The 16,145-nt window shown below is 34.0% G+C and carries 13 protein-coding genes; 8 read left to right on the top strand and 5 right to left on the bottom strand.

Going from position 1 to position 16,145, the window contains the following annotated elements; all coding sequences use genetic code 11:
- Positions 1–48: 48 nt before the first annotated feature.
- The 4 genes from V1503_RS01775 to V1503_RS01760 all read right to left on the bottom strand — a co-directional run bounded on the left by V1503_RS01775 (position 49) and on the right by V1503_RS01760 (position 5,259).
- Positions 49–456, bottom strand: coding sequence for a (4Fe-4S)-binding protein (locus V1503_RS01775; protein ID WP_410624337.1), 408 nt, complete (start codon positions 454–456; stop codon positions 49–51).
- A gap of 1,081 nt (positions 457–1,537) precedes the next feature.
- A complete protein-coding gene (gene namA / locus V1503_RS01770) occupies positions 1,538–2,554 on the bottom strand; it encodes an NADPH dehydrogenase NamA (RefSeq protein WP_410624335.1) in 1,017 nt (338 codons plus the stop codon).
- A gap of 402 nt (positions 2,555–2,956) precedes the next feature.
- Complete coding sequence (locus V1503_RS01765) at positions 2,957–3,715, bottom strand: glycerophosphodiester phosphodiesterase (protein WP_214482014.1); 759 nt, start codon at positions 3,713–3,715, stop codon at positions 2,957–2,959.
- Positions 3,716–4,185: 470 nt separating this feature from the next.
- Complete coding sequence (locus V1503_RS01760) at positions 4,186–5,259, bottom strand: S-layer homology domain-containing protein (protein WP_410624333.1); 1,074 nt, start codon at positions 5,257–5,259, stop codon at positions 4,186–4,188.
- Positions 5,260–5,936: 677 nt separating this feature from the next.
- On the opposite strand from V1503_RS01760, the gene V1503_RS01755 reads away from it, so the two are divergent.
- From V1503_RS01755 to V1503_RS01740, 4 genes are all read left to right on the top strand, one after another.
- The gene (locus V1503_RS01755) at positions 5,937–6,092 is read left to right on the top strand and encodes a hypothetical protein (protein WP_410624331.1); all 156 of its coding nucleotides are present in this window, start codon (positions 5,937–5,939) and stop codon (positions 6,090–6,092) included.
- A gap of 36 nt (positions 6,093–6,128) precedes the next feature.
- Positions 6,129–9,446 carry an efflux RND transporter permease subunit gene (locus tag V1503_RS01750; RefSeq protein WP_410624329.1) on the top strand — a complete coding sequence of 1,106 codons (3,318 nt, stop codon included), beginning with the start codon at positions 6,129–6,131 and terminating at the stop codon, positions 9,444–9,446.
- A gap of 187 nt (positions 9,447–9,633) precedes the next feature.
- The gene (locus V1503_RS01745; RefSeq protein WP_214482024.1) at positions 9,634–10,509 is read left to right on the top strand and encodes a TetR/AcrR family transcriptional regulator; all 876 of its coding nucleotides are present in this window, start codon (positions 9,634–9,636) and stop codon (positions 10,507–10,509) included.
- Positions 10,510–10,520: 11 nt separating this feature from the next.
- Positions 10,521–11,420 carry a fumarylacetoacetate hydrolase family protein gene (locus V1503_RS01740; protein WP_320257508.1) on the top strand — a complete coding sequence of 300 codons (900 nt, stop codon included), beginning with the start codon at positions 10,521–10,523 and terminating at the stop codon, positions 11,418–11,420.
- Positions 11,421–11,475: 55 nt separating this feature from the next.
- Here V1503_RS01740 and V1503_RS01735 read toward each other — a convergent pair whose 3' ends face one another.
- Positions 11,476–13,335, bottom strand: a complete 1,860-nt coding sequence (locus V1503_RS01735; RefSeq protein WP_410624326.1) for a DNA ligase D — start codon at positions 13,333–13,335, stop codon at positions 11,476–11,478.
- A 168-nt stretch (positions 13,336–13,503) separates the two neighbouring features.
- Between V1503_RS01735 and V1503_RS01730 the strand changes: the two genes are divergently transcribed.
- The 4 genes from V1503_RS01730 to V1503_RS01715 all read left to right on the top strand — a co-directional run bounded on the left by V1503_RS01730 (position 13,504) and on the right by V1503_RS01715 (position 16,129).
- Positions 13,504–13,899, top strand: a complete 396-nt coding sequence (locus tag V1503_RS01730; protein ID WP_214482026.1) for a DUF3992 domain-containing protein — start codon at positions 13,504–13,506, stop codon at positions 13,897–13,899.
- A gap of 391 nt (positions 13,900–14,290) precedes the next feature.
- On the top strand, positions 14,291–14,683 hold the full coding sequence (locus V1503_RS01725; protein WP_214482027.1) for a DUF3992 domain-containing protein: 393 nt from the start codon (positions 14,291–14,293) through the stop codon (positions 14,681–14,683).
- A 270-nt stretch (positions 14,684–14,953) separates the two neighbouring features.
- Positions 14,954–15,355 carry a CotY/CotZ family spore coat protein gene (locus V1503_RS01720; RefSeq protein ID WP_214482028.1) on the top strand — a complete coding sequence of 134 codons (402 nt, stop codon included), beginning with the start codon at positions 14,954–14,956 and terminating at the stop codon, positions 15,353–15,355.
- 234 nt (positions 15,356–15,589) lie between these two features.
- Complete coding sequence (locus V1503_RS01715) at positions 15,590–16,129, top strand: D-glycero-alpha-D-manno-heptose-1,7-bisphosphate 7-phosphatase (RefSeq protein ID WP_410624322.1); 540 nt, start codon at positions 15,590–15,592, stop codon at positions 16,127–16,129.
- Positions 16,130–16,145 lie beyond the last annotated feature (16 nt).

Below are 16,145 nucleotides of genomic sequence, written 5' to 3'. Positions count from 1 at the left end.
ATAGGTTTTCAGTTAACCCCATTTAATTATGTTGTCCAACTTAAGTTTTTAATTTTCATTTACATGGCTATTATCACAGAATGGACTATTTTTAGAAGAACCGCATCCACAAAGAGTTGCTCGTGTACATACAATTGTAGATTCTTTGTGTTTAATCGATAGGTTCCCTTTTATATAGATAGGACCATTGGATGCAGCTTCGATTGTTGTTTCATAAGCTGGTGTTTCTTGTTTACCTCCATCTTTTCTAATATACTCTAAAGCACCACTTGGACACCTTTCGATTACTTCAACTATTTTATCTACAGTTTCGCCATCGGCATTAATCCACGGTCTTTTTTTAAGGTTGAAAACTTTGGGTAACCCTCTAACACATTTCGCAGCATGAATACATCTTTCTTTCGAAAATGTAACGTCGATGGATGCCCCGGTATACCGTTTCTTTTCTACACTCATATTTATTTCACTCCTATAATACAAATTGGTTCGCATGATTAGATTCAGTAATATTTGTAAGAATAAACAGAAAATTAATAAGTGATAAATGGATATAGTATAACTCTATGGTTATTTGAATTCAAATTCTTTTGCTTCAATTGCATTGAGCATGCTTTTTACCCCCTTTAAATAGAGTTTTGGTTAACAATTCAATTTTCAGCGATTCTAAATTTCTTCCACAAAAGAATGGCTGCTAAATTATCTCGAATTAAGAATATCTTAATTCGAGATAATTATATGATTAAATTTGTTTTATGTCAACTATACGAATGAACTGATTGTTTAAAAGCAAATATGTATCATGACACAAATATAGGTTCAATTTGTATTATTCAATTCAAATATACTAAATCTTGATTCTTTATCTAAAATAAAAAAGACCTTACATTCTATTTTGTTAAACTGTGATTTACGATTCGATCATAAAAAGGTAAATTTTGAATTCTCTATAACTACTAATTTAATTATCTATGAGATAGAAACATTAAAACCAATAGAGAACACACTTTTCTCAGATGTTGATAACAAAATCAAATAGCAATAACCTTATTGGATAAAAGGAAAGTTGAGGAAAGGGCTAGGGAACAGTGGCGGCACAACTATTGTTTTAAGGTTTTAACATACTGGGATTGTATAATATCTTGTTGACAGTTTATAAATATAATAAAAATTCCATTAAAGATTATGAAATCGCATGGTTTGTAAAGGGTGGTTGAAAAAGAAAGAACATTTATTGGGTAGTCGTAAATAGGCTATCATTTAAATAGAGGCATTAGGAATTAGTTCAACAGTCGTGTTATTTAGATAGGACTGTTGAATGATGAAACTAATATAATATCATGAATCTCAATTACTACGAGTGTGTTAATTATACATGCAAAGATTTAAAAAATCATTATACGATGAGGGAACTGTTGACTATTCGATAGTTCCCTCATTAAAGTTAAGGTTAATGCAGAAATTCTAATAATCCCAATCTCAAAATTAGGATCTAGCTATGTGGACAAAAGTAGTAAATGAAAATGTTATAGGGTATAGATCACCATGCACGGCTGTACTGCCCAGGGCCTTCAACTGTTACCCCTAATTCTTGGGCAGCTGTTTTGGGCCAATATGGGTTGCGCAACAATTCACGTCCGATGAAAATTAAATCTGCGCGGCCATTTTTCAGAATTTCTTCAGCTTGTATGCCAGTTGTAATTAAGCCAACTGCACCTGTTTGGATATGAGCGTTTCGTTTAATGGTTTCTGCATAAGGGACTTGATAGCCAGGAAATACATCGAATCTAGTTGGAATTACAGCGCCTGAGCTACAATCAATTAAATCAACGCCTTGTTCTTTCATCATCTGAGCAATTTGAACATAATTTTCAATAGAATTCCCCTGATTATCATATTCATTAGCTGATACTCTTACAAATAAAGGTCCAGACCATTCTGATTTGACAGCATCAATTACTTCTTTCAACAAACGATAACGATTTGTTAAATTTCCACCATACTCATCGGTACGTTTATTAGTTAGTGGAGAGAGAAACTCATTTAATAAATAGCCGTGAGCAGAATGGATTTCAATAATATCAAATCCTGCCTCTTTAGAGCGGCGAGCTGCTAAAGCAAATGCTTGAATTACATCATCAATGTCGGCCTTGGTCATTTCAATAGGCACACGACTTTTATGATCAAAAGCAATTGGTGATGGTCCGTATATAGCTCCTTCAACTTGCGACTTTCTACCTGCATGTGCAAGTTGGATAGCTGCATGTGAGCCATTCTTATGTAATTGGTGTGTAAGTTGTTTGAGACCTTCAACGTGAGCAGCATCCCAAATACCTAAATCATTTGGAGATATCCTACCTTCTGGCTTTACTGCTGTTGCTTCAATCATGACTAAACCCACTTGTCCAACGGCTCGGCTAGTATAATGAGTTAGATGCCAATTTGTTACCTTCCCATCTTCCTCAAAACATGAATACATACACATTGGAGACATTACAATTCTATTTTTTAAAGTAACGCCTTTTATTATGTGGGGAGAAAATAAAGCTGACTCCATCCTACACGCCTCCTAACCAACTTAATTAAATATAGTATATCATTTCATATATTAAATAACACGAAAGATGATTGTATGGCTCTTTTCGTAAATTTTGTTATTGTTAACAACTTTAAACTATAAATAGAGGTTTTATATGTTAGTCATCGATGTACAGAAGAAAAAATACCAAGAATGATAGTTGTGTACGATGGATAGTGGCTTAATAATCATAATTGTAGAAAAGATGACACGTACGCTAGAGGTAACGTGCTTATATCTTAGAACGAAAAGCAACGCTTTGCGGAAGCATACAAAAAGAAAAAAACGACAAACTCAAGTTTTATAGATGGCTTTTTCTTTTTCTAAAAAACTACAATTAAAGCGAATCCGATCTGGATAGTAGTAAACATAAAAAAACCATTAAAAAAGAAATCTCTTTTTAATGGAGGAGGACATCTTTTTTCTAATTTTAACAGCTGTATTAGGAACATCTGTAATGATTCCATCAACTTTCCATTTGTAGTACAAACGAATAGATAATGGTCTATTGACTGTATAAGTTCTAAGGGTCATGTTTTCTTTACGACATTCGTCAACAAATTGCTTGCTTAAGAGGTTATGCTTGACATGTATACTCTTTGTGCCAGCATTTTTTGCACTTTCCCATGCTTTTTGTAATCTAGATGACACTAAAAACGCTGTATCTAGCTGAGGGTCAATCTTCATAACATTTTTAATACTATGATGATTAAATGAAGAAATGACTGTTCGGTCATCTACTTTGTATGCCTTTAACATGTCACAAACGATTTGTTCAATGCCTTTATATTCGATGAGGGAATTTTTTAATTCTAGGTTTAATAGCATTTTTGTAGTTGAAAACCAGCTTAGAAAGTGATCTAAAGTTGGAATTTTTTCACCCATATGCAAAGGCGTAAACCAGCTCCCCGCATCTAACTCTTCCAATTCTTTTGCAGTGTAGTCTTTTACGTAACCTACGCCGTTTGTCGTCCTGTTTAATGTTTCATCGTGAATAATCACAGGGATATTATCTTTTGATAATTGAACATCAAGTTCAATCCCATCTGCACCAAGCTCTTCTGCAGTTAAGAATGCAGTCATCGTGTTTTCAGGAGCTAATTTACTTGCTCCGCGATGGGCGTATACGAGAGTAGACATAAACCTCCCACCTTTTTTTACAATATTATACGCATGTAAGAAATAGAAAGTGAGTAAAGTAAAGGTTCTTTTCGTAAACTATGTTGCTTTTTTCACTTACATTAGAATAATTGATGTATAACTTTTATAGTTTTATAAAAAGGAAAAGTGCACCGATCGTATAGTTGCATTTGTATTTAGCTCATATTAGCAACGATTAATACGAAAACATCTAATAAATACGATTTAATCAATATTACTGAGTGAATGTGATCTGATAATTATCTTACCACACTTCTTCCTATTTTCTCCAAAACTTACAACAACAAAATAATGATTTTTTGTAAATGTGAAAAAATATTAGTGACTAAAGAAATGATGAGGAATATACAATTGAGGTATTTGAAAAAGGTTGTTATCCTACTTAAGCACATCACTAATACAAAAGCAGGATAACTCTTTGTATCTAGCCGAATTTCTTCGTACGTATCTTACTCAGCACTTGGGGAAAAAGCGTAGATTTTCCATGTGTCTTCTTGCATATCTTTTTTCAAATAGTACTTACCTTCAGCATTTTTAGTTGATGTTACATCTAAATCCAAATCGCTGTTTTTAATCTTGATTTCATAGTTTAAATCCTTGATTTGTACTGTAACGTATCTATCAGTTGATGTTGTTACTAATAAAGAAAAATTGTTGTCCGCATTAATTGCAAATTCATCAACTTCTTCTTTCATTTGTTTAACAAGGGATTTATAGCTCTCAACAGCCGCTATTCCTTGAGCTTGATAAAAGCCGATCGAGTCATTTATATATAATTGCTCTAATTCATCAAATGATTGGTTTGTCGATAATTCATTTTCATTCTCTATATATGATCTTAAAAACGAGGTAATTTCATCATTAGTCGGTACATTTGCTAGCTCTTGATGTAATGATCTATAGATCATTACTACTGCTTGAGCTCTTGTTGCATGATCCCTAGGTTTGAAAGTTTCATCATCATACCCTTTAACAATTCCTAGTGAACTTGCTTTTTCGATGTCTTCATACGCCCAGTATGAATTTGTAACGTCCGTGAACGATTGTTCGTCACTTTGTTCAAAAGATATTGTATTTTCAAATGCTCGTACGATCATAGCTGTTAGTTGGTCTCTTGTAATTTTTTCATACGGTGCAAAGCTGCCATCTTCTTTCCCATTAACAATGCCAAGGTTACTTGCAACATTTACATATTCATAAAACCAATCATCAGATGTGACATCAGTATACGTTTTACCTTGTTGGCTAGTTTGTAGACCCATTGCATTAACGAGTATTTTTACAAATTGGGAACGGGTAACATTGTCATTAGGTCTTATTTCCATATCATTTTGGTTATTTAAATAACCGTTAATAATATCAGCTTGTATAAAATGATTTATTTCAGTGTAAGCCCAATAATCTTCCTCCAAATCAGTTGGAAGATACGCAGAGACAGGTTTGTCTTGAGCAAAAACAGTCTGCATAGGAACACTTAACAGAACGAGTATAAAAGCTAAGAAGATTCTAGTATATTGAAACATTGTTTGCTCCTTTCTAAACAAATGTTGTTACATATAAATTTTATCTTGGTAGAGAATGTAAATCATTATTAAAATAATGGAAAAACCAGAGTGGAAAGGAGCGAAGTGTAAAATATTTCATCCCTATTAGTAAACTTTACTAATATTACGTTTGTAAAAGTTTTAAGCAACTGTTTTCATGTTATAGAAGGGAAGCTATCAGGATTACTAGTTTTATACGGATCCTCTCTTAATTAGTGATTATTTTCACATTGATTGTTATTCTTCGTCAAGAAGTAAACTCCCACACAACTAGAGTTCGTTCCATCTTTTTCGCTTGTAAAACGAATTCAAGCTGTCAAAATTCATTTTTAGCATATGTTTACTTTGAAGACAACAGCAACAAAGTTTACATAAAGACCATAATTAACATAACAACAATATATTACAAAATTAACCAGTGCTTAATATTTGAACCGACGAGTCATTTGTTGTATGATATACCCGTGACTTATTAGTCATATTGTAAAGTGAAAAGGATGAATTTTTACTGTTTGTGAGCTAGTACATATATTAGTTTTGGTGTTTTGGTGTTTTGGGAGTAGAATATGTGTGACTTCCTCTTGTATGCAAGCTTTTATTCGTGTTTGTGATTAAATGCACGTGATGGAGGTAAAAATTGAAGGGAGCGATGACTGATGGGTCAATTTAAAGTTCGGTCCGAAAAATTAATTGCAGAGTTGATTAAACAAGGAGTGAAGATAGAACTATCAAAACCGAGGGCGGATTTATCTTCACTTAAGACATTCAAAGAAATAACTAGTAAACAGTCAACAATTATTCATGATTGGTAAACAATAATAGATCAAATTACCGGAAGGGGAGCAAAAATGAAATTAAGTGATTTTTCCATTAGGAGGCCTGTATTTACACTAGTATCTATGTTACTAGTCATTATTTTAGGCTTTGTTTCACTATTAAATATTCCACTAAAATTAATACCTGATATCAAGCCGCCAATCGCGGTTGTAGTTGCATCATATCCTGGTGCGAGTCCAGCAGAAGTAGTTGAAAAAGTAACGAAACCACTTGAAACTAATCTCTCAACTCTACCTGGGCTAAAGACGTTAACTTCGACATCACAGGAAAGTGCAAGTTTAACGTTAATGGAATTTTCATGGACGACTTCTATTGAGGATATTGAAAACGAAGTACGTAGTAGAATTGATCAGACACAACTTCCAGACGATGCAGGAAAACCAAGCTTTATGAAGTTTGATCCGTCACAGTTTCCAATTATCCAAATGTCTGTCACAGCAAACGCTAATGATAAAAAAGAATTGCAAAGTTTAGCGGATGGACTATCTCAGGAATTAACAAAAATAGAAGGTGTTGCAAGTGTTAATTTATCTGGGAATACGATAGACGAAATTAAAGTTGAGCTTGACCAAGGTTTACTCCAACAGTATTCATTAACTCAAAATGATATTGTAGATCTGTTGAAAGCACAAAATATTTCTTTGCCAGGAGATACGATTTTAACTGATGGGAAGGAGCTGACTACTAGGGTTATAAGCTCGATCATATCAGTGGATATGCTGAAAAACATAGCAATTACAGTAGATCCAACAACTGGAGAAAAAGTTACTCTTGGTGATATAAGTGAAGTGAAAGTTGCTCCACAAAACGAAGATACAATCACTCGTGCAAATCAGGATCCAGCTTTACTAGTTAGCGTACTACAGCAGTCCGATGCAAACACAGCCTCTGTTTCAGCGGCATTTAAGGATAAACTTGATGACATCCTTGGCAAAGAGAAATATGAGGATGTAGAAGCCCAAATTTTATTTGATCAAGGTGATTTTATACAAGTAGCGATTGATAATATATCTACTACACTTATACTAGGTGGACTATTTGCGATGGTCGTATTATTCTTCTTCCTTCGTAATGTAAAAAGTCCGTTTATTATTGGAGTTGCAATACCGTATTCAGTTATATTAACTTTTGTACTCATGTATTTCTCAGATTTTTCATTAAACATCATGACACTAGGTGGGCTTGCACTAGGCATTGGGATGTTAGTAGATAACTCGATAGTTGTTATTGAAAACATATACCGGCATTTATCAATGGGGAAGGACCCAAAAGAAGCAGCCTCTCATGGCGTAAAAGAAGTAGCAGGTGCCATTACAGCTTCAACATTCACAACTATTGCAGTGTTTGTTCCAGTTGTCTTTATTACAGGGATTATTGGTGAATTGTTTACTGAATTTGCAATGACTATTGCATTTAGCTTGTTTGCATCATTAGTCGTAGCATTAACAGTTGTACCGATGCTTGCAAGCCGTATGTTAAAAGCTCCAAAAGAAAATAAAGAGAAAGTACGTCGAGACTCTCCATTTATGAAAGGTCTTGATCGTTCAATTAAGTGGGCTCTTCGACGTAGAGCTGTTGTATTAATTACTGCTGTTGTATTTTTAGGATCTGGACTCTATGGAATTACAACTGTAGGGATGGAATTTTTACCAAAAACTGATGAAGGATTCTTTACTATTTCAGTAGAGTTGGAAAATGGTACAGCGTTAACTGAAACAGACAAAGTAGTTGAACAAATAGAAAACGTGCTAGCAGATGAAGATGATGTTGATGTGTATGTCAGCTTGCTTGGCTCTACACAAGAAAATTCATTTAGAGGTACCAGTCAAGGGAATATTGCTGAAATTTCTGTGAAAATGAAGGACTTTGATAATAGAGAGCGTTCTACATTCCAGTTTGTTGACGATGTGAAGCGTGAGATTGAAAAAGAAGCCGAAAGAGCAAACTCAACAGCAGAAGTTTCATTCAATTTGCAATCAACTACTGGTTCTGCGCCAAACACACTATCTTTTAGTGTGAAGGATATTGATAAGGAACGACTAGAAGATGCTGTAACACAAATTTATGATGAACTTCTTACGATAGATGATGTAACAGAGCTCACAACTGATTTAAGTGATACAGTGGAAGAAGTACAAATGACAGTTGATCGTGAAAAAGCATTTGCGAATGGCTTAGCACCCGCTCAAATTGCTATGACTGTTAACAATGTGACACGTGGAGTAAATGCAACTAGAATTACCGATGAAAGTAATGAAATATTCAACGTGCATGTTAGCTATGATAAAGATATTACATCTAACCTCGATCAATTAAAAACTCTGTTAGTGAAGAAGCCAGATGGCTCATATATTCCTATTTCGGATGTAGCTGAAATTACAATTGGCGAAGGTCCTGTTAACATACAGAGGATCAATGAGCAAAATGCAGTACAATTTACGTTGAAATATGCTAATTCAACCAATTTGGGTGCAATTTCTAGCGAAGTCGATGAAAAGATAGCTGATTTAGATTTAAATGATGAAACCGAGATTACCTTCGGTGGGGATCGAGACCTATTAGAGTATTCTATCGATGATATGGTATTTGCGTTTATTTTAGCGATTGTTTTTGTTTATTTAGTCATGGCAGCTCAATTTGAATCATTAAAATATCCGTTTGTAATTATGTTTACCGTTCCATTAATGGTCATTGGGGTATCCATTGCCTTAACAGTTACAAGGGTTCCTGTAAGTTTAATGGCGATTATTGGCTTGATTGTACTTGCTGGTATTGTTGTAAATAATGCGATTGTGTTAATCGATTATATTAATCAGAAGAAGAGTGATGGCTATAAAACGTATGATGCAATCGTAGAGGCGGTTAAGGTTAGGACGCGTCCGATATTAATGACAGCTACAACAACTATATTAGGTTTATTCCCGTTAGCACTCGGACTTGGCGAAGGTACGGAAATGAATCAGCCGATGGGTATTACAGTTATTGGTGGGTTATTAAGTAGTACATTCCTAACATTATTCGTCATTCCAGTTGTGTATAGCTTCTTTGATAAAGAGACGAGAAGACTGAATAAAAAATACATTACTCCTGATGGTCATCTCATTCCGGCATATTTATTAGATGAAATTCACGAAAGGCCAGAAGTCAAAGAACAAGCTGAACAATTACCACCAGTAGAAGATACAATTTATAGCGAGGATAATTTACCAGTTGAACAAAAGGAACACAAAAACGAAGACATGGTATCTATGCTCGAAAACATATTAAAGTTAGTAAAGGATCAAGAAGGGAAAAAGAATGACAACCTAAAAGAAGATAAAGAGAAATAAAATATTTAAGACTACAATGAACAATGTAAAATAGGTGGAGTTGACTTTCTCCACCTAAAACATATTTAATCTAAATAATATTAGGGGAAATGACATTCTTTTTACTATTAATATTAATTGTAAATGATGCTGTCCTACTATAGAAGGTCAGCCCCTCTCTCATTTTAAGGATATAGGAAGTGATTGGATGAAAGATAAAAAAATATTCATCCTAGAAACTGCGATGAAATTGTTTGCGCAAAATGGATACCATAACACCTCAATGCAGGAAATTGCCCATGAAAGTGGCGTGGCGAAAGGATCATTATATAATTATTTCTCTTCTAAAGAAGAACTGTTTTTGTCAATTTTTAAGCATTTTTATGAGCATTTTACAAAACAAATGTCTGAGCAAATCAACGATGAAGTCAAATCTGAAAGAGACCGTTTTATTATTCAAATCCATCGCCAACTAAAAGAATTTACGAAGTATCGAGACTTTTTACAAATGCATATGAGAGAGAAAGCCTTTCCAGAGAGGGGCAAAATAAAAAGTTATTTATTTCAAATGCGAATAGAAATGTATCGCTGGTACAAAAGTCGCATTCTTGCTATTTATGGAGATGATATTCGTCCATTTGCTTTTGATTTAACTGCTATGTTCAGTGGGATGCTCGTAGAATATTTATCCTTTCTCATATTTGACTATCAAAAACTTGATTTAGAAAAACTAGCTGGATACTTAGTAGATCGATTGGATGACCTTGTAAAAAGTGTTGCAAATAAGCATGAGGTTATTATTAATGAGGACTCTATACGTCAATATTTTAGTCACCTTACAAATGATAAATATCAAGAAATCGTCCATATGATTTTGCAAATGAAGGAAATAATTATTGGTGCAAATTTAACAGATGATGATGAGAAACACGCGCTGGAGACGTTAGAAGTTTTACTAACGCAGTTTCAAAACAATGATGAATCTCCGCGAGTAGGAGTAGTACAAGGCTTATTGCTTTTTTTAGAAAAACTACAGATAGATGACATGATGAAGTATATTACATCTATTCGCAGTTTGATATAGGAGGGGATCGTATGCGCTTTGTGACGGCAAAGAAGGATGACCGCTTGTTTGTAGGTACTGTAAATAAAGAAATGACAGAAGTGCTAGATTTAAACGCCACTGAACAGGACGCTTTTACTGATAAATTAATTCCAGAATCATTGCTACAGTGTATCCAACTTGGTCATATGTTTGAAGAACGTGTTCAACAGATAGTAAAGTGGGCTAAGCAAAACAACAACAATGTTTACACTTTAACTGATGTAGAGTTGTTAGCACCCATCCCAAGACCATCGAAGAATGTATTTTGTGTCGGCAAAAACTATGCTGACCATGCGATAGAAATGGGAAGTGCAGCGGATATTCCAACCGATGTAATGATGTTTTCTAAAACTCCAACGACTGTCATTGGTACTAACGAAATCGTATTAAATCATCGAGATATAACTAACCAGCTCGATTATGAAGGGGAGCTTGCAGTCGTTATCGGTAAGAAGGGGAAGGGCATCTCAGAAGATGAGGCATTAGATTACGTATTTGGATATACTATAGTTAATGATATTACTGCAAGAGATTTACAAGCGCGGCATAAGCAGTTTTTACTGGGAAAAAGCTTGGACACTTCATGTCCAATGGGACCAGTGATCGTTCATAAATCGCTCGTCAAGCAGCCGAATCAATTAAACATTGAGACGAGAGTGAATGATGAGGTACGTCAGAGTGCAAATACAAAACAATTTATTTTTTCTATTGAAAAGATTATTTCAGTACTTTCTCAAGGTACAACGTTAGAGCCAGGAGATATTATTGCGACAGGAACACCAGCAGGTGTCGGTAAAGGCTTTAGCCCTCCTAAGTTTTTACAACCTGGTGATGTTGTAGAAGTAACTGTCGAAGGAATTGGTACTTTATCCAACTCCATAGAAAAATAGAGGATGTCAAATAAATTTTCATGTGAACTGCTGAAGGAGATTTCAGTTGCAACATCTACAATAAACTCTTATTTGACCCTAAAAATTTCAATATTTGTTCAAAAGGCTGTTTATTATCTACTTGATGAAAAGTATGTAATGGACAGCCTTTAGTTGTTACTCTTTCTATGATGGATTCCATTGGAAAATGCTCAATTTTTAATTGATGATTAACCTCATGCCAAAAAAGAGGCGTTGCCACATATGCACCTACATTTCCTCTTACGGAATATGGTGCAATAATTGTTTTACCTTCAGCGTGCTGAACATAGTCGATATATAAGCGATTATCCCGCTTTTTTTTCAAACGTTCTACCGTAAATTTCTGTGGGTCATTTTCTATTAAATAATTTGCAATAAATCGAGTAAATAGCCGTGTATCATGATAAGAAAATGTGTTGGGTGGTAATGGTATATATACTTGTAATCCTTTATTACCTGAAGTTTTCACAAACGATTGAAGCTGTAATTGATCGAATATTTTCTTCATCAATAGAACTGCTTGGACTGCAAGTTTAAAATATTGCCTAGAGGGAGGGTCAAGATCAAAAACAATTTCACTTGGACCCTTTGACTTAATGCTATTAAACGGCACGTGAAATTCAATTGCAAGTTGGTTTCCGAGCCAGGCTAACGTTTCAGCATTGTTACATATGATGTAAGTAATATCTTCATTTTTAATAGTTTGAACAAAGTCAGGAGCATATGCTGGACAGTTTTTTTGATAAAACTTTTCACCATACATCCCGTGCGGGTAACGGATTGTAGTTAATAATCGATTTTGTAAAAAAGGAAGCATGTAGTTTGAGATGCTGTTTAAATAATCGAGATAATCGCGTTTAGTAATAAACCTCTCTTTCCATAATCTTTTTGCTGGGTTTGTTACTTGAACAACAGTAGTAGATTCAGGCTGGTTTAGCTGTTGTTCAACGTGAAGCTTTTCCCATGTGCATTCATTTACATTTAAATCCGTTAAAAAACTTGAAAATATTGGTTGTCTTAAACTGCCATTATAAACTTCCAGATATTTTAGCTCTACACATATACTAGGCTGTATGCAAACAAATTGAGTTGTTTCAGTTTGTTTGTTGTCTTGAATTACTTGAGAAAGTGTAGATCTTTCAACAGGACTCAAGCCGTGTGAAAATAAACCTATTTCGTAAATGCTACCCTTACGAAAGAGACCTACGTGAAAGTAGCCATTTGATTTTTCATATTTCGTCACAAAAAACTGACCTATTTTCCAGTTTTTCACCTTTATCCAACGAGTGGTTCTCTTCCCAACTTCCCATTTACTATGTAGTTGTTTCGCAATCAGCCCTTCACCGTTATGTAACTGCACTTCATTCCATAAGGAATCAAAATGACAAGATTCGCTAATAAGTTGAATAAGATTCTCCCTATCCATTGTGACAGTAGTAGGGAGAGCAAGCTGTGAAAATAAGTGATGTAATTGTTCCTTGCGTTTAACGTAAGGTAGATGTGTCGTCATATTACCACTATATTGTAGCAAATCAAATACTAAAAAATGGGCTGGAGCCTGGATAAGGCTGTGTTTAATTCTTTCTTGATCTTTTAAGCGACCCCTAAATTGGATTTTAGAGAAATTAGCTTTTATAGATGAATCCAAAATACATATCTCACCATCTAAGATGAGAGGAAGAAATGACTCAATCTTCTCCAGCCTCATGCTCTCCACAAATGATTTTATTTCAGGGAATTGGTTTAGTAAATTATTCCCGTTACGACTCATTAACTTACATTCATTATGATCAATAAACAATAGCCCTCGAAAACCATCGTATTTGACTTCATAAGTCCATTCTTCTCCTTTTGGAGGGGTAAATGACAATGTTGGAAGCATAGGTCTTATCATGCTTTTTCCCCATCCTTTCATTTTACATTTAAATTTAGAATACCTATTTGAGCCGAAGAAAATACTTTACTGATTATAACTGTATTTTTCTTGAACCGATTGAATAAAAGATTCATACAATAGCCTAGATAATAATTCCTTATATGCCTACAGAGAGGTGGAAATTAAGTGATACAGACACATAATAAATGTAGTTGTAACGTTCCAAAAACACTTCAACCGAAGAAAGAATGTATTATTCAGGATGAGACATGTGGTAATTTTACTTTGAGTTGTGGATGTAAAGATGATATATGGACTTCCCCTTCTTTTCCTGTTGGAGGTACAGTCACAGTGTTTTATGACAAGGGCTGTGCAGATATATTAACAGTAAATATATATTTAAATTTAAATATTGTAGGTACATTGACAATTCCTAATGCATTTCAAGGAAATAACGGAAATACACGTTCAATTACTTTAAAGTCTTTTAATCGAATTGAAATATGCTGTCATGGTCAAACAGATCAATCCAAGAGTTGTACAGGTAAATTTTGTATAAGTATTAATTACCCATGTATGTAATGAGAAGGTATGTAGCACTTAATAAAGAAGAATAATCAAAATTGAAAATAGTATTGAAACAATGTTGTTTTTAATTCATGTTTACCAAATGAATGAACAAGTTAACGATCCTTTTTAGTTATTATATTCTTCTGCAACTACCTCTCCTTTTATTATTAATAATACAAAAAATAAAGAACTTTTCTAAAGGAATTGTTATTACAATAAATCACAGTTATAGAAGTACTAAGGCAAATTTATATAAATAAATTGGACAACCTCTCTTCTGAATATGTAAGGGCAGTATTCAATAATTAAGTCATTTTGAAATTTTTATACAAACTTAGTGATTCCGTTTATACAAGCTGATATGTTAGTACATAAATTATTAGCAAAGAAGGGAGGGGAAATAATGTCAAATTGTTGTTGTCCTGATAGAGGGGATGAATTTTTTAAAGATGAATTATGCGGAAACTTCACCATACCTTGTGGTACACAAGAAGTTGTTATTTGGACTACTGAAAATGATGCAATGGAATTTTTTCCAGTCACTGGCTCGTTAACAGTATTTTTGGATAGAGGCTGTGGAGATTTAACAGTGGAATTGTTAGAAGGTGGTACTACTGGTACAGTGGTTAAAACTTTAACGATTACACCAGCAATGATGAGTAATAATGGGAATAGTATGTCTACTACACAAATAGGCTTTGATACAGTTCGATTGTCTTGTGCGGATGACATGGATACAGGTGCTGCATGTCGTGGGAAATATTGCTTATGCGTTAACTATGAAGCAGCAATTTAGCTTTTATACTGAAATGAAGTAAATAAAAAGTGGAAAAGAGTATTAATTGGTTTCTTATTATTAGCATACAAAGGTCTGACTCCACAAACTCAACAGTGTCAACTTAACTCTATATTAACGATTGTTATATATAATATATAGTTTGTGAGTTAGTCTCTTTGTAATTGTTGAAGTAAATATCAAAATTTAAGAAGACAATCAATTATTTCAATGCCCATATAAATAATAATTACATACCTTAGTATATTTATTTTGTTGGGAGGTGATATTATGCCGTGCTGTTGTCCAAATGGAGACACTGGTAATGGTGGAAACATTCGTAATTGTGTTTGCACGGTTTTAGAAGATAATATAAATCAAGATGTAATTTTAACAACAAATAGTAATACTATATTCTATGCATTTGGTAACATAAGAGAGTCAAGCACAGGACAGGGAAATTGTTTTGTTACTGTATATTTTAGGGTTAGTGAAGTAGATTTAGAATCAGGTTGTGTTACTTTACAATTGTTACAGCCAGAAGGAAACAGAGAAATTAATGTAGGCAATCAATGTTGTATTAGGTTGAATCAAATTTGTCAAAATGATGAATTAGATTTAACCCCTATAGATGATACTGTCGTAGTAGATTGTAGCTGTCTATGTTCTGTCCAAATCATACCTCCATTGTAAAAAATGTATTTAATCAACATCAAATGTATATTGTATTTTGGCATTGCCAATGCTAAACGAACCTTACTCATCATATTAAAGGATGCTTATAATGATTGGTAAGGTGCTTTATTCTGATATTATATATGATCTATTTGTATTGTGATTAAACTTAGTTTGGATATTTACATATTAATTAATAATAGGAACGTTGAATGTTTTTCATTTTTACTACATAACAAAGGAGATTTTTATATGCAAAAAGCCGTATTTTTAGATCGAGATGGAGTCATTAATGAGGTGTTGTCACATCGTGTGAAATTTGTAAATAAACCGAGTGATTTTTATTTATTGGATGGCGTAGGTGAGGCGATAAAGTTGTTAAATCAAGATAACTTCAAAGTCTTTGTCGTAACGAACCAAGGTGGGGTTGGGTTAGGGTATATGAAGGAACAACAGCTAATACGTGTACATGAGAAAATGAAGCTTGATTTGAAGGAATACGGAGCGATGATTGATGATATTGCTTATTGTCCCCATAAACCTCATGAGGGATGTGCATGTCGAAAGCCTGAACCAGAGATGATTACGAATCTTGCTCAAAAACATAACATCGCGCTTAAAGATAGCTATATGATCGGAGATCGTGATGTGGACATTTTTGCAGGTAAGTCGGCAGGGACAAAAACCATCTTAGTTGGAAATGATGAACAGCTTGGATTAGCTGATATGTGGTTTGCAAATTTATTACTTGCTGTTAAGTGGATTATAGACGAAGGAGAACGTGTGACGTAATGGAGATAACCGAGGC

It is taken from the genome of Nanhaiella sioensis, assembly GCF_046557775.1.
Taxonomy (GTDB): Bacteria; Bacillota; Bacilli; order Bacillales; family SM2101; genus Nanhaiella; species Nanhaiella sioensis.
Note: the sequence above shows the minus strand (reverse complement) of the source record. Positions and strands in the feature narration are given on the sequence as shown.